Source organism: Microbacterium sp. PMB16 (assembly GCF_051294855.1).
Lineage (GTDB): Bacteria > Actinomycetota > Actinomycetes > Actinomycetales > Microbacteriaceae > Microbacterium.
Map to the genome: position 1 here is coordinate 351815 of NZ_CP145908.1, position 20447 is coordinate 372261.

A 20447-nucleotide genomic window follows, 5' to 3' on the forward strand; every position below is an offset into this window, starting at 1 on the left:
CTGCCAAAAAGACATAGCGTTCACCTCACTTTCTTGGACGTTGGTCGAACGGGATACCCCATCTTCTCGGCGATCTCGGACGAGCACATCTGACCTGCAGCCACACCTTTTTGGACAAAGGTCTAGGCCTGAGCGGCCGATCTTCGCCGCCGTTAGGCTTCGTTCATGCCTGCAATCCGCGTCCTGATCGTCGACGACGATCCTTTGGTCCGCTCGGCGCTGTCCCACTTCGTCTCGCGCGACCCTGACATCACGGTCATCGCCCAAGCGGAGGACGGTATCGAGGCGATCGAGACCGTGGAGCGGGAGTTGCCGGACATCGTGATGATGGACGTGCAGATGCCGCACATGAACGGCATCGAGGCCACCGCGGCCATCGTGGAGCGCTGGCCGGATGTTCGCGTGCTGGCCGTGACCACGCTTGACGGCAGGGACACGGTGCTCCCGATGTTGAGCGCGGGGGCGTCGGGCTACCTGCTCAAGGACTCCAGCGCGGAGGAGATCGTCACGGGGGTGCGTGAGGTGCACAGCGGCGCGAGTTCGCTCTCGCCGCGGATCGCGTCGATGCTCATCAAGCATGTGCGCGACTCCGAGCCCGCAGCAGCTGACCTGACTGCTCTCGAGCCGCTGACTGACCGGGAGGCAGAAGTCCTCCAGTGTTTGGCGAAGGGGATGTCGAACGCGGAGATCGCGCGCACCCTCATCGTGTCAGAGGGGACCGTGAAGGCGCACCTGGGGCGCATGATGTCGAAGTGGCACCTGCGCGACCGCGTGCAGATCCTGGTGGCCGCTGCGCACGCCGGGCTCGTGAACTTCCGCTGATTCCGCGCGCCGCGCTGCGGGCAGCACGGTGTGGTCCGCCCACTCAACGACCAGAGACAGCTCGCCCTACGTGACCGGGTTCTGCACGCCGGCATCCGCACCGTGGCGAGCCTCGAATGCGCGCGTATCCTTCCGGACGCTGCGGAGCGTGACGATGCCCAGGACGAGCAAGACGACGAAGGCGATGACGCTGAACCAACTACCGCTTCCCTGGGACAGCAGCACGATCGAGAATGCGATCGTGCCAGAAGCGTAGCTCAGGCCTCCGCGCCTCCCTCACACGGCGAGCAGGACGATGCCCGCGACGACGACCAGCGAGGCGGCGATCCGCCATCCGGGTCGGGACTCGCGCAGCACGAAGACGCCGAACAGACTCACCAGCACGACGCTCACCTCACGCAGCGGGGCGACGAGCGCGACGGGAGCGATCTGGATGGCGCTCAGCACGAGGATGTACGACAGCGGCGAGAGGATGCCGAACACGAGGATGCGGCGCCACTGCGCACGGCCCAGCGCCCGCACCGCACCCCACCGACGACGCACTGCGAACGAGTAGAACGGCACCTGCAGCAGCGTGGTGCCGACCATGAAGGCGACAGGCGAGAGGTTCCAGGTGCGCACCACGTGCGCGTCCCAGATCGTGTAGACCGCGATCGCGACACCGGTGAGCACCCCGAACACGAGCCCGGGGTCGAGGCGTCTCGACCCTGCTCCGCGTCCGCGGTCGACGAGGCCGATCGCCACGACGCCGACGATGACCGCAGCGACGCCGAACAGCGCGACGACCGAGGGTCGCTCCCCCAGGAGCAGCACGGCGATGATCACCGACAGGAACGGCCCCGTGCCCCGGGCTGTCGCGTACACGGTGGAGAGGTTGCCCTCCTGGTATCCGCGCTGCAGCACCGCCATGTACGCGACGTGGAGCGCCGCGGAGACGCCGACCCCGAGGGCGAACGATCCGAGGTCGTCGGTGCCGAGTCCCCCGGTGAACGGCACCACGCCGATCCAGACGACGGTGCTGGCCACCGCGCCCCACCACAGGAACGGGAAGCCGGCCCGGCTGACCCCGTGGGCGATGATGTTCCACGCGGCGTGGGCGATGGCGGCGCCGAAGACGAGGATGAACGCGAGAGCGGACATGACGAGACCCTTTCCATCCGGCGCGGGCGCGACGAACAGGGTCCTCCGGGCTTTTGTCCTGTCAGATGACGGCTCTCCTACGGAGGAGAACCGTGGCGCCGCTCGGACCAGACGGGTGTGAACCCCGGAACCCTAGGCGCTATCGCGGTTCACCATAGTCGATCGTCGCAAACGGGAGATGAACAAGACGAGAGCACCCACCATGAGCAGGGCGAGAGCCCAGCCGAGCACCGTGATCACACCGCCCGTCACCGCGAGTGCAGTGACGTCGACGGAGACCGTCGCCGCGGCCGTCACGACGACAGCGCCGGCGGCACCGCTCACCGTGGCGACGTTGACCACTGTGCCCGCCGCGACATCCGCCGCAGTGAGGGCGTAGCGCACGGGACCGCAGTCGGCCGTGTCCCCCGGAGCGAGATCAGGGATCGCACACGCCACAGGGCCGCCGAGCAGAGGATCGTCGATCGCGACATCGGTCAGGGTCCGCGCCCCGGTGTTCGTCACGGTGAACCGGAACGCCACCGTGTCACCGGTGTCGATCTTGTCGTTGCCGTTCTCGTCGACGTAGTCGCCGCCCGTCTTCGTCAATGCGATCGCGGGCTGGCTCTCGAGCGGGGTCGTGACCGTGGACTCATCCGTCAACGGATCACCCGTGCCGCCGGTGGCGGTCACGGTCGCGGTGTTCACGATCTCGCCCGCGTCGATCTCTGCCTGAGTGAGCACGGCAGGAGCGCCGGAGCAGACGACTGCCTGCCCGGGAGCGAGCGTCGTCGTGTCGCAGGAGACGGCCCCGGCGAGACGCGGATCGGTGACGGCGATGCCGGTCAGCGTCGTCGTCCCGGTGTTCGTCACGGTGAACGTGTAGGCGATGGTGTCGCCGGCATCCGTTCGTCCTGACCCGTTGGCATCCACGATGGCGGCTGCCGACTTCAACAGGGTGAGTCGATCCGTTCCTGTGATGACGATGTCGGCCTCCGCGGCGTCCTCGGCATCCCCTGCGGCGGACTGCGCCAGGACGGATGCGACGTTGTGCACCGTCCCTGCGTCGATGTCGCCCTGCACGAGCGTGTACGGAACCGGACCGCACGTCGCCTCGGTCTGCGGGCTCAGCTCGAGACCGTCGAACGATGGGCAGTCGACGACTCCGCCGAGCAGCGCGTCATCGAGCACGATGTCGCGAAGGATCGTCGTCCCGGTGTTGCGGATCGTGAAGGTGTACCCGACGGTGTCACCGGCACCGACCATTCCGTCGCCGTTCACGTCCGTGATCGCGCCGGGGGTCTTCGTGAGGTCGATCCCGCTCGTGCCGTCGACGGTCACGTCGACAGACGAGCTGTCATCGACCGCGCCGAGGGGGCTGGTGGCCTCCGCTGTCGCCGTGTTGCTGACGAGCCCGTTCTCGATGTCGTCCTGCGTGAGCGTGTAGACGACAGGTCCGCAGTTCGCGGTCGCGCCCGGCGCCAACGCCAGGCCGTCCAGGGCCGGGCAGTCGATGGCCCCGCCGAGCAGCGGGTCGTCGATCGCGATGTCCTGCAACGTCGTCGTACCGACGTTCCGCACGACGAAGCTGTACGCGAGCGTGTCGCCCGCACCCACCGCACCGTCGCCGTCCACATCGGTCACCGTCCCCGCGGACTTCTGCACCTCGATACCCGCCGAGCTGTCGATGTCGACCACGATGCCCGCCGTGTCGTCGACGGTCGCACCCCGAGGCGCATCCGCCTCCACCGAGGCCTCGTTGCGGACCAGACCACCGTCCACATCGGCCTGCGTCAGCGTGTAGACGATCGGGTCGCACGTCACCGTGTCACCAGGCTCGAGATCCACCCCATCGAGCGCCGCACAATCCACGACCCCACCGAGCATCGGGTCCGTGATCTCCGCATCCGTGAGGGTCGTCGTCCCGGTGTTCGTCACCGCGAACGTGTAGGCGACCGTATCGCCCGCACCGACCGCCCCATCACCATCGACATCCACGACCGCACCCGCCACCTTGCGGAGGTTGATGCTGTTCGTGCCGGGGACCAGGACATCGGCCTCAGCCTCGTCGTCCACGACTCCGGCAGCAGAGCCGGCGGTGACGGATGCCTCGTTGTGCACACTGCCCGCATCGGCGTCGGCCTGGGTCAGCGTATACACGACAGGGCCGCACGTCACCGACGCACCAGGCGCCAGCGCGAGACCGTCCAGAGCCGCGCAGTCGACCTCTCCGCCGAGGAGCGGATCGTCGATCACGACGTCTTGCAGCACGACCGTGCCGGTGTTGCGGACCGTGAAGGTGTAGCCGACCGTGTCGCCCGCACCCACCCGGCCGTCGGCGACGGTATCGACGATCGCGCCGGGGACCTTCGTCAGAGCGATCCCTGCGGTACCGACCACATCGAGGTCGGCGGATGCCTCGTCATCCAGCTCGCCGGCGACGCTGTCAGCTGTCGCGGTGGCGGTGTTGCGGACGATTCCGCTTTCGATGTCGGCCTGCGTCAACGTGTAGACGATCGGACCGCAGTCCGCCTCGTCGCCCGGTGCCAGCTCGAGACCGTCGAGAGCGGGGCAGTCGAGAGGACCACCCAGGAGCGGATCATCGATCACGATGTCTCGCACGAGCACCGTTCCGGTGTTCTGCACCGTGAACGAGTACGGGATCGTGTCGCCCGCGCCCACCCGGCCATCGGCGACCGTGTCCGCCACGGATGCCGCGGTCTTCGTCAGAGTGATCTCGCCGGCACCCACGACGTCGACCTCTGCCGACGCCTCGTCCTCGGCCTCGCCGAGGACGCTGTCCGCCGACGCGGAAGCCGTGTTCCGCACGATCCCCGCCTCGACGTCGGCCTGCGTCAACGTGTAGACGATCGGACCGCAGTCCGCCTCGTCGCCCGGCGCCAGATCGAGACCGTCGAGATCGGGGCAATCGAGCACGCCGCCGAGCAGAGGATCATCGATCACGATGTCCCGCAAGACCAGCGTGCCGGTGTTGCGCACCGTGAACGAGAACGCGACCGTGTCACCCGCGCCGACCCGACCGTCGGCGACAGCGTCGACCACGGTACCGGGCGTCTTCGTCAGAGCGATGCCGCTGACTCCGACGATGTCCACCTCCGCGGTCGCCTCGTCGTCGACCGCACCGCGCACACTGTCGGCAGTCACCGCGGCCGTGTTGCGAACCACGCCTTCCTCGACATCCGCCTGGGTCAGCACGTAGTCGACCGGACCGCACTCCGCCTCTGCTCCGGGCGCGAGCGCGAGCCCGTCCAGAGCGGGGCAATCGAGAGCGCCGCCGAGCAGGGGGTCGTCGATCACGATGTCCTGCAGAATCACGGTCCCTGTGTTCCGCACCGTGAAGGTGAACCCGACCGTGTCGCCGGCGCCGTTCCGACCATCGGCGACGGTGTCGACCACGGCCCCGGGCGTCTTGATCAGTTCGATCCCGCTCGTGCCGTCGACGGTCACGTCGACAGACGAGCTGTCATCGACCGGGCCGAGGGGGCTGGTGGCCTCCGCTGTCGCCGTGTTGCTGACGATGCCGTCTTCGATGTCGGCCTGCGTGAGCGTGTACACGATCGGACCGCACGCTTCTTCGTCCTGCGGCGCCAGTGCCAGACCGTCCAGGGCCGGGCAGTCGATGACCCCACCGAGCAGCGGGTCGTCGATCACGATGTCCTGCAGCGTCGTCGTACCGGCGTTGCGCACGACGAAGTTGTACGCGAGCGTGTCACCCGCACCGACCGCGCCATCGCCATCCACGTCCGTGACGGTTCCCGCGGACTTCCGCACCTCGATACCTGCCGACGCGTCGATGTCGACCACGATCCCGGCCGTGTCGTCGACGGTCGCACCCCGCGGCGCATCCGCCTCCACCGAGGCCTCGTTGCGGACCAGACCGCCATCCACATCCGCCTGCGTCAACGTGTACACGATCGGATCGCACGTCACCGTGTCGCCCGGCTCGAGATCCACCCCGTCCAACGCCGCACAATCGACCACACCACCCAGCATCGGGTCGGTGATCTCCGCATCCGTCAGCGTCGTGGTTCCCGTGTTCGTCACCGCGAACGTGTACGCGACCGTATCGCCCGCACCGACCGCCCCATCACCATCGACATCCACGACCGCACCCGCGGCCTTGTCGAGAGCGATGCTGTTCACGCCCGGTACCACGACGTCGAGCTCGGCCTCGTCGTCGGCATCGCCGACCACGGAGTCAGCCACGACGGCCGCCTCATTGTGCACGGTGCCCGCATCGACATCATCCTGGGTCAGCGTGTACACGACCGGACCGCACGTCACCGACGCACCAGGCGCCAGAGCGAGACCGTCCAGCGCGGGGCAGTCGATGTCGCCGCCCAACAGCGGATCGTCGATCGCGATGTCCCGGAGGATCACCGTCCCGGTGTTCTGCACGGTGAACGAATAGGCGACCGTGTCGCCCGCGCCCACCCGACCGTCGGCGACCGTGTCGACCACGGAGCCTGCCGTCTTGTCCAGCGCGACCGCGCTCACGCCGACGACGTCGACCTCGGTCGACGCGGCATCATCCACTCCGCCGAGAACGCTGACCGCCGACACCGATGCCGTGTTGCGGGCGATGCCCGCTTCGACATCCGCCTGCGTCAAGGTGTACGTGATCGGACCGCAGTCGACCGACGCTCCCGGCGCCAACGCCACGCCGTCCAGCGCGGGGCAGTCGACAGCGCCGCCGAGCAGCGGATCATCCACCACGACGTCCTGCAGGACCACCGTTCCCGAGTTCCGCACCGTGAACGAGTACGCGATCGTGTCGCCCGCACCCACCCGACCGTCGGCGACGGTGTCGACCACCGGACCGGCCGACTTCGTCAGCGAGATCCCGGCGGTGCCGTCGAACTCCACGTCGGCAGCATCCGCATCGTCGACGTCGCCGAGCACGCTGTCCGCCGTGACCGTCGCGGTGTTGCGGACGATACCGGCTTCGACATCGGCCTGCGTCAGCGTGTAGACGATCGGGCCGCACTCGACGTCGTCTCCCGGAGCGAGCTCCAGGCCATCGAGATCCGGGCAGTCGACAGCGCCACCGAGCAGCGGATCGTCGATCGCCAGGTCTCGCAGCAGCGTCGTGCCGGTGTTGGTCACCGTGAACGTGTACTCGATCGTGTCGCCGACGCCCACCGCGCCGTCGGCCACCGTGTCGACCACCGCGCTGGGGTCCTTCGCGAGAGAGACACCGCTGGCGCCGGTGACCGGCTCCTCGGCGGAGGCCTCGTCGTCGACCCCGCCCAGGACACTGTCGGCCGCGACCGACGCCGTGTTGCGGACGAGGCCCGCCTCGACATCAGCCTGCGTCAACGTGTAGCTGATCGGACCGCAGTCCGCCTCGGCGCCCGGTACCAGGATGAGACCGTCCAGCGACGGGCAGTCGACAGCGCCGCCGATCAGCGGATCATCGATCGCGATGTCGCGCAGCACGGTCGTGCCGGTGTTGCGCACGGTGAACGAGTACGCGACGGTGTCGCCGGCGCCGATCCTGCCGTCGTCGTCCGCGTCGACCGGAGCGGACGGCGTCTTCGTCAGTTCCACGGCGCTCGTGGCGTCGATGATCACTTCAGCCGAGGCGTCGTCGCTCAGCGGCCCCAACGGGCTGGTGGCATCGGCGGTCGCGGTGTTGCGCACGACCTCGTTCTCGATGTCGTCCTGCGTGAGGGTGTAGGTGAACGGACCGCAGTCCTCGACCGCACCGGGGGCCAGCGGTCCGAGATCGCACAGCGCGTCGTCGTCGAGCAGCGGGTCCGACACGGACACGTCGGTCAGGGTCGTCGTGCCGGTGTTGCGCACGGTGAACGAGTAGTCGACGGTGTCGCCGACGCCGACCAGACCGTCGCCATCCGTGTCCTGCACGGCACCGGCGGTCTTGATCAGCTCGAGTCCCGCGGTCTGATCGATGTCGGCGGATGCTGCGGCCGAGTCGGCCACGCTGCCGACGGGAGCATCTGCCGTCACCGACGCCGTGTTGCGCACGACTCCTCCGTCGATGTCGCTCTGCGTCAGCGTGTACGGCACGGGTGCGCAGGACACCGAGTCGCCCGGCTGCAGCGCGACGCCGTCGAGAGCCGTGCACACCACCGCGCCTCCGAGCATCGGGTCGGCGATCTGCGCGGCGGTCAGCGTCGTCGTTCCGGTGTTCGTGACCGTGAAGGTGTACTCGATCGTGTCGCCGGCGTCGACCTGGCCGCTGCCGTCGGTATCGGCGACGGTGCTCGGCGACTTGGTGAGGGCGATGCCGTTGACGGCCGGGACCGTCACGTTCGCCGAGGCATCGTCGGACGCGGTGCCGCGGGCGGATTGGGCCACCACGGATGCCTCGTTGCGGATGGTGCCGCGGTCGATGTCGGCCTGGGTCAGGGCGTACACCACGGGCGCACAGGCGACTTCGGCGCCGGGCGCGAGCGGCCCGGCGAAGGCGGCGCACGGAACCGCGCCGCCGAGGAGCGGATCGGTGATCGCCGCCCCTGTGAGCGTGACGTTGCCCGTGTTCCGGATCGTGAAGCCGTACGCGACCGTGTCACCGACGCCGATCCGGCCATCGCCGTCGGCATCGACGGGGGCGGAAACCGACTTCACGAGCTCCACCCGAGGAGTCCCGGCCACGGGGACGGTCACGGTGGAGGAGTTGTCGGAGGGGTCGGGATCGGCCGTCGCGGACGAGACCGTCGCCGTGTTCGACAGATCCGCCTGCGCGGTCGCCGGGTCGACGGTGCCGGTCACGGTCGCGGTGAACGTGCCACCCGCAGCCAGAGTGGCGACCGAGCACCCGAGCACCCCGCCGGTGATCGTGCATCCGGCTGTCGGCGTCGTCGAACCGCGCAGCCCGGCCGGAAGCGTGTCCGAGATCTGCACGGCGGTCGCCGTGCTCGGGCCGTCGTTGGTGACGACGAGCGTGTACGTGATGGGGCCGTTCACGGGGGCCGGATTCACCGACGCGGTCTTGACGATCCGGAGATCGGCGGAGGGCGCCGCCACGATCGTCGACGTACCCGTGTTGTTCGACGGAGTCGGATCCGGCGTCTGCGACGACGCGGTGGCCGAGTTGGTCAGCGTGCCCTCGGCGACGACCGACGTCGTCACCGTGAGTGTGGCGGAGGCGCCGGGCAGCAGTGTGCCGACGGTCCAGCGGGCGTCTTCCGCCGACCACGTACCCACCGAAGGCGAAGCGGAGACGATGTTGAGCCCGGGCGGAACCGCTTCTGCGACCACGACGCCGGATGCTGCGGACGGCCCGTTGTTCTGCACGGTCACCAGGAAGATCGCCTGTCCGCCGCGCAACGGGTTCGGCGTCGACGTGGTCTTGGAGACGGCGATGTCGGCGCGGGGGACGAGAGGCCGATCGACCGTGGAAGTGTTGTTCGAGGGGTCGGGATCGGGGGTCGCGGAATCGACGGTTGCGGTGTTGCTCGCCGTGCCCGTCACGCCGGCCACCCAGGTGCCTGACACGGTGATGGTGACCTCGTCGTCGGGTGCGAGGTCGCCGACATCGCAGGTCACTGCGCCAGCGGCGAAGCTGCAATCACCATCGGTCGTGCCGAACACGAACCCTGCCGGGAGCACATCCGTCATCGTCACGCCGCGCGCCGTCGACGGGCCGTCGTTGCGCACGTCGATCGTGTAGGCGAAGGCGCTGCCGGGGACCGGATCGGCTGCCACCGTCTTCTCCACGCTCACATCAGCGCTCTGCACGACCTCGACGTCGACCGAGTCGGAGTTGTTGTCCGTGTTCGGATCCTCGGCGGGTGAGGCCACGGATGCGGTGTTGACCAGCGCACCCTCCGGAGCGTCAGCGTCGACGACGGTGTGCACGACGACGTTCGACGGGCCGCCCACCGGGAACGATGCCCAGGTGCATCGGATCGCGGTGCCGGTGGAGGTGCAGTCCGCTCCGGCCGGAGCATCGACGCTGGTGACCGTGAACCCACTCGGCACGGTGTCGTCGAGGGACACGTTGACCGCGTCGGCCGTTCCGAGGTTCCGCACTGCGAGGGTGAAGTCGACCGGGTCGCCCGCGGCGACCTCGGTGGCGGACGATGTCTTCTCGACGGCCAGGTCGGCGATGATCTCAGGCTGGAAGCTCGTGGAGTCGACGTTGTCGCTCGGGTCGGGATCGCTCGTGCTGGATGTGACGCTGACCGAGTTCTGCACGACGGCGGTCGCGCCCGCGGCGACCTGCACCACGACGGTCGTCACGACCGTGGCGCCGGGGGCGAGCGTGCCGAGCGCACAGTCCAGGACGCCCGCGACGACAGCGCACGTGCCCTGCTGCGATGTCGCGCTGACGAACACGGAACCGGGATCGATCGGGTCGGTGAGCCTGACGTCGCGAGCCTCGGAGGGGCCGGCGTTCTGCGTGGTCAGCGTGTAGGTCACGTTCTGACCGGCTACGGGTGTCGCCGGGCTGAACGTCTTGTCGACCGACACATCAGCCACCGTGGTCACTGTTCCCGTGGCCGTCGCGGTGTTGTTCGAGAGGACGTGGTCCGTGCGGGAGCCCGCGACCGAAGCCGTGTTCGTGAGTGCGGAACCCGGGTTGAGAGCGGGCGACAGGGTTCCGGTCACCGTGATCGATGCGCTGGCTCCGACGGCGAGATCGGGCAGAGCACAGCTGATCGTCGCGCCGACCGTACAGGACCCGCTCGTCGGGGTCGCTGTGACGTTCGACAGGCCCGCCGGCACGGGATCCGTCACCGTCACGCCGGTGGCCGTCTGCGGGCCGTTGTTGGTGACGCCGATCGTGAAGGTCGCCTGGCCTGCGACAAGCGGGGCCGTGCCCAGAGTCTTGGTGATCGCGAGATCGGCGGCCGCCCCGACGGGCGTCAGGGTCTGCTGGCTCGTGGACGTGCGGTTCTGATTCACGACCGCGTCGCGGAATGCGACCTGGGCCTCGTTGAGGATCGTCGTCGTCGCAGCCGAGATGTTCACGGTGGCGTCGAAAGTGTAGGTGGTGCTCGCACCGACGGCGATCGAGCCGCCGGCGGTGGCCGTTCCGCCGTCACCGAGGCGCACGCGCACCGTGCGGTTGCCGGTCACGTATTCGCCGCGGTCATCGCCCACGGCGTCTGTCGAGCTGCCGGTACCCGCACCGGCGATGATCGTGATCGATCCGGGGACGAAGTCGAGCCCGGATCCGAGGACGTCGGTGGAGACGGACTCGAGGGCGGGGTTTCCGCCGTCGTTGCGCGTGGTCACGGTGTAGCGGAGCACATCGCCGACCTGCGCGGAGGTGCCGCCCCGGGTCACGTTGGTGGCCGTCTTCGTCGTGATCAGGCACGGCCCGGTGCCGAACGTGATGTCGTCGAGGAAGTTGCCGACGGAGGCGTTGCCTCCGGCAGAGCTGACCGCCTCGAAGCCGAAGCGCGTGGTGGTCTGACCGGCGGGCACGACGTAGGTTCCTGCGTGCGAACCCCACGCGGAGGTGCCGTCGGAGAGGTTGGGCCCGCTCTGCGTGAGGGTGCCTCCTGGCGCACCGAGCACGACGCGCATCACGTCGGTGCCGCTGCGTCCTCGGTGCTTGAGCGACCAGGCGAGGGTCTGCCCCGGGGTCGTCGCGACGTCCTGATAGAGCATGCTCGCGCTGTTCGCGTTGAGCTCGACGTACTGCCGACCCACGGCAGCGGGAACTCCCTGGAACCCGGAGCTCCAGAACTCGATCTGGTTCTGACTGTCGTTCGTGAACCAGCCGGGCACGGTGCTCTCGGCGAGTAGGCGGAACGCGGCATTCGGGATCACCGGAGACTCGAACCCGCCGTTCTGCAGCGCCACGCTCCCCTGGCAGCTGGTCGGGTTCTGCGCGGCGACGGCCGACGTCGGCGCGACCGTCTGGACGACGGCGGTCAAGCCTGCGGCGATCAGCAGGGCGGATGCCGCCTGCGCGACGACACGACGAATGCGCGACTTTGCGTGTGTGAGCACGACGCCCCTGTTTCTCCCCTGAGGGTTCCCCCGTCGCTCATTCGACAGCCCTCTTGAAGGGAGAGTATCCGATATTCCAGAATGCCGTCACCTCGGATACCGCGACCTCTTCGGAGCACGAGCACGATCCTCGCGCCGCCTACGATCGAAGGACACCGCTTCGCAGGAAGGTCACGCCATGCCCGTCACCCCGGATGCTCTCGCCCACGCCGAGGACCTCGCCGATTTCGTCGCCGCCTCACCGTCGAGCTACCACGCCGCTGCCGAGGTCGCGAGCCGCCTGGAGGGCGCCGGCTTCACGCGCCTCGAGGAGGAGGCTGCCTGGCCCGCACAGCCCGGCGGTCGCTTCGTGACGGTGCGCGACGGCGCGGTGATCGCCTGGGTGGTGCCGACGGATGCCGGCGCGACGACGCCCGCTCATGTCTTCGGCGCCCACACCGACTCCCCCGGATTCAAGCTCAAGCCGCAGCCCACGACCGGGACGCGCGGGTGGCTGCAGGCCGGCGTCGAGGTCTACGGCGGCCCTCTGCTGAACTCGTGGCTCGACCGTGAGCTGCGCCTCGCCGGGCGGCTCGCCCTCGCCGACGGACGCGTCGTCCTCGCCGACACCGGCCCGCTGCTGCGTCTCCCGCAGCTCGCGATCCACCTCGATCGCAACGTCAACGCCAACGGGATCGCGCTCGACAAGCAGGTCGAGACGCAGCCGGTGTGGGGTCTCGGCGACCCGACGCAGGCCGACGTGCTGGCAGAGCTCGCGGCATCCGCCGACGTGGCGGCATCCGACATCCGCGGCTACGACGTGGTGATGGCCGATTCCGCGCGCGGCGCGGTGTTCGGCAAGGACGACGCGTTCTTCGCCTCCGGCCGCCTCGACGACCTGGCCTCGGTGCATGCGGGAGTGGTGGCGCTCGTCGAGATCGCCGCCCGCACGCGCACCAAGGCGCCGATCGCCGTCCTCGCCGCCTTCGACCACGAGGAGCTCGGTTCGGCATCTCGTTCGGGCGCGGCCGGTCCCTTCCTCGAAGACGTGCTCGAGCGCCTGTACGCCGGCCTCGGCGCCGACTCCTCCGAGCGCCGCCGGGCCTACGCCTCGTCGTGGTGCCTGTCCAGCGACGTCGGCCACTCCGTGCACCCGAACTACGTCGCCAAGCACGACCCGGTCGTGCAGCCCGTGCTCGGCTCCGGTCCGATCCTCAAGATCAACGCGAACCAGCGCTATGCGACGGATGCCGTCGGTGCGGCATCCTGGCGCACCTGGTGCGAGCGGGTCGGGGTCGACACGCAGGAGTTCGTGTCGAACAACGCGGTGCCGTGCGGCTCGACGATCGGACCGATCACAGCCACGCGCCTCGGCATCCGCACGGTCGACATCGGCATCCCGATCCTGTCGATGCACTCGGCCCGCGAGCTCGCCGGGGTCTCCGACCTGTACGACCTCGCCCGCACCGCGGAGTCGTTCTTCACCGCCTGACCCCGATAGGGGCCTCGGCGCCCCCGCGCAGTGCCAAGATGTTGCTCATGACGGACATCAAGCCTGCTCTCATCGAGCGCGCGGGGATCGAGATCATCCCCGAATCCGAACGGACCGCGAAGCCGCGGGACCTGTTCTGGCCGTGGTTCGCGGCGAACGTCTCGGTGTTCGGACTGTCGTACGGCTCGTTCGTGCTGGGCTTCGGCATCTCGTTCTGGCAGGCGACCCTTGTGTCGGTCATCGGCATCGTGGTGTCGTTCCTGCTGTGCGGGCTGATCGCGATCGCCGGCAAGCGCGGCTCCGCGCCCACCATGGTGCTCTCCCGCGCGGCGTTCGGCGTGCAGGGGCAGAAGGTGCCCGGCATCGTCTCGTGGCTGACCTCGATCGGCTGGGAGACATTCCTCGCGATCATCGCCGTGCTCGCCACGGCCACCGTCATCACGCAGCTCGGCGGCGACGGCGACAGCGTGGTGCTGAAGATCATCGCCACGGTGATCGTCGCGGCGCTCATCGTGGTCGCATCCGTTCTGGGTTACCACACGATCATGAAGCTGCAGTCGGTGCTCACCTGGGTCACCGGCGTCGTGACCGTGCTGTACATCGTCCTCGCGGCGCCGAGCATCGACCTCGCCGCCGTCCTGGCACGGCCCGACGGGGGCATCGGCAACGTGATCGGCGCGCTCGTCATGGTGATGACCGGCTTCGGGCTCGGTTGGATCAACATCGCGGCCGACTGGTCGCGGTACCAGAAGCGCTCGGCATCCGATGGCGCGATCGTCGCCTGGAACACGATCGGCGGGTCGGTGGCCCCGGTGATCCTCGTCGTCTTCGGCCTGTTGCTCGCGGGGTCGAACGAAGACCTCTTCGCCGCCGTCCAGTCCGACCCGATCGGCGCGCTCGCTTCGATCCTGCCGGTGTGGGTGCTCGTGCCGTTCCTGCTCACGGCGGTGCTCGCGCTGGTGTCGGGGGCGGTGCTCGGCATCTACTCCTCCGGGCTCACGCTGCTGAGCCTCGGCATCCGCATCCCCCGCCCCTCGGCGGCGGCGATCGACGGCGTGATCCTCACGATCGGCACGATCTTCGTGGTGTTCTTCGCGACCGACTTCCTCGGGCCGTTCCAGAGCTTCCTCATCACGCTCGGCGTGCCGCTCGCCTCGTGGGCCGGCATCCTGATCGCCGACATTCTCCGCCGCAAGAAGGACTACGACGACGACGCCCTGTTCGACAGCCGAGGGCGCTACGGCGCCTGGGACTGGACATCGATCGGCACCATGGTCGTGACGAGCGTGATCGGCTGGGGACTCGTGCTGAACGGCTTCGCGGATGCCGCACCGTGGAACAACTGGCAGGGCTATCTGCTGTTCCTCGTCGGTGGCGCCGACGGCCCCTTCGCCTACGCCAACCTGGGCGTATTCTTCGCGCTGGTGCTGTCGTTCCTCGTGACCTACTTCGCGCGGGCGGGGAAGATCCGGCGGCAGGAGACGGCGTGACGCCGACGCCCGCCGAACCCTGGCTGGTCGTGATCGACCCGCAGGCGATCTTCGCCTCCCCCGAGTCCGCCTGGAGCTCGCCGTTCTTCACCGACGCGATGCCCCGCGTCCGCACTCTGGCCGCAGCGTTCGGCGAGCGCGTGGTCGTGACGCGGTGGATGCCGACGGCCGACCGCACCACGTCGTGGGGCGCCTACTTCGCGGCATGGCCGTTCGCGGATCAGCCGCCGACCGATCCGCTGTTCGACCTCGTCCCCGACGCGGTCGCGCTGTCGCCGCATCCGACCCTCGACCTGCCGACGTTCGGCAAGTGGGGTCCGGAACTCGAGGCGTTGGTCGGTCGAGGCGCGCACGTCGTGCTGGCCGGAGTGTCGACGGACTGCTGCGTGATCTCGACAGCCCTCGCCGCAGCGGATGCCGGCGCGCACGTGACCGTCGCCGCCGACGCCTGCGCGGGGTCGACAGCCGAGAACCATGCCGCGGCGATCCAGGTGATGGGGCTGTATCCCCCGCAGATCACGGTGAGCGACGCGGCATCCGTCCTCGCGGGGCTCTGAGGCGGTTCGGCGTCCCGATCTGCGGATGGCGTCCCGATCCGCGGACGAATCCTGCGAAAGCATCCGCTGATCGGGACACCGTGAGCGAATCGTGCCCGGGATCAGCCCGATGCCCGCACGGCCGCGGCGATGTCGGCGGGCGAACCGTGCCACGGGGCTCCATGGCCGGGCAGCACCCACGACGCGGTCACACCAGCCAGGCGCTTCAGCGACGACGAGGCGGTGTCGGGCTCGTCGGTGAAGGGCGCCGGCTGAGCCCCCACCTTGCCGGTGAGCACGTGGCGGGTGGTGAGCGCGTCGCCGACGAAGACCGCGTCGGCGGCAGGCACGTGCACGGCGACGCTGCCCGGCGAGTGCCCCGGCATCCCGACGATCGCCGGCGCCCCTGGCAGGTCGAGCACGTCGCCGTCGGAGACCTCGATGACCTCGCTCACGTGCGGTGTGCGCAGGGCGTTCTTGCGGATGCCGTAGGCGAAGAACCCGAGCGTCGGTCCGAGCCGTGCGGGCCCCATGGGCGTCTTCGGCTTCTCCCCCGTGCGCACGCGGTGTGCATCCGCCGCGTGGATGAACACCGGCACGCCGGCTTCCCGGCGCAGGCGCTCGGCGAATCCGATGTGGTCGCCGTCGCCGTGCGTCAGCACGAGTCCACGGATGTCGGACAGCGGCCGACCGATCTCCTCCAGCTCGCGCTGCAGGTCGCGCCAGTGCCCGGGGAGCCCGGCGTCGATGAGTGTGATCCCCTCGGGCAGGTCGACGAGATACGACGCGACGATGTCATTGCCGAGACGGTGCAGGTGCGGTGCGAGCTTCATGCGGGATCCTTCCGAGGATGATTGCGATGGCTACGATACGTAGCTATCATGGCTATTGTCAATAGCCATCAAGGAGACCTCATGCCCACACCCGAACGCACCTCGCTCGAGCAGATCGTCGCCGCCGGTCGCGAGATCCTCGACGCGACAGGACCCGCGGGCGTGACCATGCAGGCGGTCGCCACCCGCGTCGGCGTGCGACCTCCGTCGCTCTACAAGCGCGTGCGCGACCGCGACGCCCTGCTGTCGGCCATCGCCGAGTCGGTGATCGACGAGCTGACCGCGCGCCTCGATGCCGCGGATGCCGACCTCACCGACATCGCGGGCGCCTACCGGTCCTTCGCCCAGCAGCAGCCCGAAGCCTTCCGGCTCATGTTCAGCGCCGCGGCGCCGCACGCCGCCCTGCAGCGCTCGGCTGCGCCGGTCATCCGGGCATCCGCCGCCCTCGTCGGAGACGACGACGCCCTGGACGCGGCCCGACTCTTCACGGCCTGGGCGACGGGATTCCTGCAGATGGAGCTCTCCGGCGCCTTCCGGCTCGGCGGAGACGTCGACCGCGCCTTCGACTACGGACTGCGCCGGATCGTCGCCGGGCTCACGGCCTGACGTCGGATCGACGACGAATCACGGACTCGATGACGTTTCGCGGACGGATCTCCTCGATCGGCTCCGCGATTCGTCAAGACCTCCGCGATCCGTCGGGTGTCACCACGCCGTCCACGCCTCCCAGAGCTTCGCGTACGGTCCGGGCACCGCGACCAGTTCGGCGTGCGTGCCGGACTGCACGATCCGTCCGTCGTGCATCACGAGGATCCGGTCGGCACTCACCGCCTGGCTGAGCCGGTGCGCGATCACGATGCCGGTGCGCTCCCCGATCGCGGCGAGCGCCGCCTGATCGAGAAGCTCGGCGTCGGCGGATCCGGCCTCGGCGGTCGCCTCGTCGAGGATGACGACGGATGCTGCGGCGAGCGCGACCCGCACCAGGGCGAGGTGCTGCGTCTGACCGGGCGTGAGCGGCAGACCTGCTTCTCCGACGACCGTGTCGAGCCCCTCGGGCAGGGCGAGGATCCAGTCCGCGCCGAGTTGCACGATCGCCTCGCGCATCTGCTCCTCGTCGGCGTCGGTGAAGAGGGCGAGGTCGTCGCGGATGGAGCCGGCGAAGACGTGCGGCTCCTGCGTCAGCATCACGACAGCGTCGCGGAGGTCATGTGGATGCCACTCGGCGATCTCGACCTCGTCGTGCCGCACCGCGCCCTCGCCGACCGGAAGAGCACCGGCGACCACGCGTGCGAGCGTCGTCTTGCCCGCGCCGCTCGCGCCGACGACCGCGATCTTCTCGCCCGGCGCAGCCGACATCGACACGGCATCGAGGTCGCGCTGGCCTGGCCGATGCTGGAACCCGAGCCCGTCGACCGCGATCGCGCCCTGCCGCTGCGACGCGGCGCCCGCTCGCGGAGTCGGCGACGGCAGCCCGATCACCCCGAACAGACGCGCGAGGCTGGCCCCGGCATCCTGCAGTTCGTCGATCCGGAACAGCAACGTCCCCATCGGGCCGAACAGTCCCAGGAAGTACAGGGCGGCGGCAGTGGCGGCGCCCAGCCCGACCTGGCCGTCGGCCACCAGGAAGTAGCCGACCAGGAGCACCGCGGAGAGCCCGACCAGCTCGGCGCCGTTGAGGAAGACGTTGAAGTCGTTGCGCACCCGGGTCGCGCGCACTTCCAGCCCGATGGCCTCTTCGCTCACCTCCGCGATGCCGTCGAGATGCCGCTCCTCGGTGCGGAGGGCCAGCACGGTGTCGACTCCGCGCACCGCCTCGATCGTGCGCTGGCCGCGCTCGGCCACGACCGCGCGGTGCGTGCGGTAGACCGGACCCGACCTCCGCAGGAACCGGCGCAGCGCGAGGTACTGGATGGGGGCGGCGAGGAGTGCGGCGAGCGCGAACCGCCAGTCGAGCAGGCCCATTCCGGCGAGACTCAGCACGATCCCGAACAGCGCCGCGAGGAACGCCGGGAGGGCTTCCTCGACGACCCGCCCGACAGCGCGGACGTCTCCGGAGAGACGGGCGACGAGGTCTCCGGTTCCCGCCGCCTCGATACGGGCGGTGGGCTGCGCGAGCGCCGCGCGGAAGGCCGCCTCACGGACTTCGCGGATCGTCCCCTGGCCGAGGCGCGCCAGCAGCACGCGTCCCGCCCAGGTGAGTGCCGCCCCCACGGTGAGCGAGCCGACGAGCGCGAGGCCGAAGGGCAGCAGGGAGCCCCCACCGCGGGTGATGTCGTCGACCAGCAGGCCGATGATCCACGGGGCCACGAGCGCGGCGCCGACTCCGGCGCACAGCGTGATCAGCGCGAACGCCGTGAGGCCGCGTCGCCTGCCCAACGCGGCGAAGAGTCCGCGCGCGGTGTCTCGACCCGACGCGATCGGAAGCTTGTCGTCGTTCACGCGCGTGCCCCTCTCAGATCGTGCACGCGGTGGCACGCCGACAGCAGCGAGGCGCGGTCGGTGAGCAGCACGATCGTGCGCCCCTCCGCCGCGAGCCCTGCCGCGACCTGCGCCTCGGTGATCGGATCGATCGCGGTGGTCGGCTCGTGCAGCACCAGCAGCCGTTGCGGCTGATGCAGGGCGCGTGCGAGCAGCAGCCGCTGCCGCTGCCCGCCCGAGAGCCGGAGGCCGCGTTCGCCGATGCGTTCGTCGAGACCGTCCGGGAGCCGGTGCACGACCTCGTCGAACGCGGATGCCGTGAGATGCGCGTCTTCGACGACCTCGGCGATGTTGTCGGCGGCAGATCCTGTGAACACCGCAGCATCGTGCGGCGGGGCGAAGACCAGCGCGCGCAGGCCGTTCCGTCCGAGGTGCGCGGCGTCGATCTCGTCGACCACGAGCTCGCCTGCGGCGGCTTCCCGTCGGCCGCCGAACAGCAGCGCGAGATCGGCGGTGCGATCGGGATCGGCTCGGATGCCGGTGACCTCGCCGCCGGCGATGTCGATGCGCCGCCCGTCGACGAGCACGCGGGCGACGACGTCGGCGTCGCCCACTGTCGGATCGGATGCCGCGTCCGCGACAGCATCCGGCGCAGCATCCGCCACTGCATCCGACGCAGCATCCGGCACTCCCGCCTCCTGCGAGAACTCGGCGATACGCGTCGCCGAGCCGTGCTTCGAGGCGATCTCCGCTGGCAGGTAGCCGAGGGTCTCCAGCGGCCCGCGGATCGTCTGCGCGAGCCCCATGGCGGTGACGAAGCCACCGATCGTGATCGCCCCGTCCAGCGCCAGCCATCCGCCGAGCATCGCGATGCCGGTGAAGGCGAGCCCGCTGACGACGAGGTTGAGGGCGGTCAGGGCAGCCGCGGCCTTCTCGGCCCGATACGCCGCCTGCGCTGCCACCGCGCTCTCGGCGACGTACCGGTCGGTCGCGCGTGCCGCGCCACCGAGGGCACCGAGCACCCGGAGCCCGGTCGCGAAGTCGGTGCTGACCGCGTCGAGCCGGGCGGCCTGCCGCTGCGCCTCGTATCCTCGACGCCGCAGCCCTCCGCTGACGGCGTTGATGACGAGCGCCTGCACCAGTGTGCCGACGACCACGGCCAGCGCGAGCGGCCACGCGATCACGAGCAGAGCGACGCAGGCGACGATCACGGCCGTCGCCGCGGCGGCCTGTTCGGCCACGACCCAGAAGAAGCCGGCCGTCTCACCGGCATCCGAAGAGGAGATCGAGAGGACCTCGCCCGCCGGGCGCCGCGTGCGGCGACGCAGGGCCAGGCCGAGCACGCCCTGCCGGAGCACGTGCTCGCCGCGCGCGTAGACGACCGTGCCGACGCGATCGCCGAGCTGCCAGGCGCAGATGAGCAGCGCGAACACGACGACCAGGAACCCCAGCGCCCACGCCAGCGCGACCGGATCGTGGGGCGCGATGGCCCGGTCGATCACGACGCCGACGGCCACCGGGACCATGACCTCGGCGAGCTGGTGGCTGCAGAATCCTGCGATCGAGACGGCGGCGCGAGCGCGGCGCCCTCTCCCCCAGACGGCCTCCCGGAAAACTCCTCCGACGGTGGCGATGGGAGCAGCGTCGGAACGGCGGGACATGCGACTCCTGGAGGGCTGGTAAGGGTGACCTTACCAACCTAGCCGACGCTCGGAGAGGCCGCGGACCGGCGGCGGCCCGTACGCGGACCGGCGGCGGCCCGTACCCGCGCGTCCCGATCTGCGGACCTTGTCCCGATCTGCGGAGG

Annotated in this window: 11 protein-coding genes; 5 read left to right on the forward strand and 6 right to left on the reverse strand. The window is 69.7% G+C overall.

Annotated elements, in window-relative coordinates; all coding sequences use genetic code 11:
• Positions 1-165: 165 nt before the first annotated feature.
• Positions 166-822, forward strand: a complete 657-nt coding sequence (locus V5D55_RS01865; protein ID WP_435747084.1) for a response regulator — start codon at positions 166-168, stop codon at positions 820-822.
• Between the two features lie 66 nt (positions 823-888).
• Here the strand turns inward: V5D55_RS01865 and V5D55_RS01870 are convergent, their stop codons facing one another.
• The 3 genes from V5D55_RS01870 to V5D55_RS01880 form a co-directional block, all read right to left on the reverse strand.
• On the reverse strand, positions 889-1047 hold the full coding sequence (locus tag V5D55_RS01870) for a hypothetical protein (protein WP_435747086.1): 159 nt from the start codon (positions 1045-1047) through the stop codon (positions 889-891).
• Positions 1048-1098: 51 nt separating this feature from the next.
• Positions 1099-1962: an EamA family transporter gene (locus tag V5D55_RS01875; RefSeq protein WP_435747088.1), complete on the reverse strand. Its 864-nt coding sequence runs from the start codon at positions 1960-1962 to the stop codon at positions 1099-1101.
• Positions 1963-2094: 132 nt separating this feature from the next.
• Positions 2095-11892, reverse strand: a complete 9798-nt coding sequence (locus tag V5D55_RS01880; RefSeq protein ID WP_435747090.1) for a DUF7507 domain-containing protein — start codon at positions 11890-11892, stop codon at positions 2095-2097.
• Between the two features lie 178 nt (positions 11893-12070).
• On the opposite strand from V5D55_RS01880, the gene V5D55_RS01885 reads away from it, so the two are divergent.
• The 3 genes from V5D55_RS01885 to V5D55_RS01895 are packed head-to-tail and all read left to right on the forward strand — an operon-like array spanning position 12071 to position 15410.
• Positions 12071-13363 (forward strand): M18 family aminopeptidase, encoded by a 1293-nt coding sequence (locus V5D55_RS01885; protein ID WP_435747092.1) that lies wholly within the window; start codon positions 12071-12073, stop codon positions 13361-13363.
• A 47-nt stretch (positions 13364-13410) separates the two neighbouring features.
• Positions 13411-14853 carry a purine-cytosine permease family protein gene (locus V5D55_RS01890; RefSeq protein ID WP_435747094.1) on the forward strand — a complete coding sequence of 481 codons (1443 nt, stop codon included), beginning with the start codon at positions 13411-13413 and terminating at the stop codon, positions 14851-14853.
• Positions 14850-15410: a cysteine hydrolase family protein gene (locus tag V5D55_RS01895; protein WP_435747096.1), complete on the forward strand. Its 561-nt coding sequence runs from the start codon at positions 14850-14852 to the stop codon at positions 15408-15410. Before V5D55_RS01890 ends, V5D55_RS01895 begins: the two co-directional genes overlap by 4 nt.
• Positions 15411-15511: 101 nt before the next feature.
• Here the strand turns inward: V5D55_RS01895 and V5D55_RS01900 are convergent, their stop codons facing one another.
• Positions 15512-16222 carry an MBL fold metallo-hydrolase gene (locus tag V5D55_RS01900; protein WP_435747097.1) on the reverse strand — a complete coding sequence of 237 codons (711 nt, stop codon included), beginning with the start codon at positions 16220-16222 and terminating at the stop codon, positions 15512-15514.
• An 81-nt stretch (positions 16223-16303) separates the two neighbouring features.
• Here V5D55_RS01900 and V5D55_RS01905 point away from each other — a divergent pair, with 81 nt between their 5' ends.
• The gene (locus V5D55_RS01905) at positions 16304-16828 is read left to right on the forward strand and encodes a TetR/AcrR family transcriptional regulator (RefSeq protein ID WP_435747099.1); all 525 of its coding nucleotides are present in this window, start codon (positions 16304-16306) and stop codon (positions 16826-16828) included.
• A gap of 99 nt (positions 16829-16927) precedes the next feature.
• On the opposite strand, the gene V5D55_RS01910 is transcribed toward V5D55_RS01905, so the two are convergent.
• Both V5D55_RS01910 and V5D55_RS01915 read right to left on the reverse strand, forming a co-directional pair.
• On the reverse strand, positions 16928-18661 hold the full coding sequence (locus tag V5D55_RS01910) for an ABC transporter ATP-binding protein (RefSeq protein ID WP_435747101.1): 1734 nt from the start codon (positions 18659-18661) through the stop codon (positions 16928-16930).
• On the reverse strand, positions 18658-20301 hold the full coding sequence (locus V5D55_RS01915; RefSeq protein WP_435747103.1) for an ABC transporter transmembrane domain-containing protein: 1644 nt from the start codon (positions 20299-20301) through the stop codon (positions 18658-18660). Before V5D55_RS01915 ends, V5D55_RS01910 begins: the two co-directional genes overlap by 4 nt.
• Positions 20302-20447: the final 146 nt, after the last annotated feature.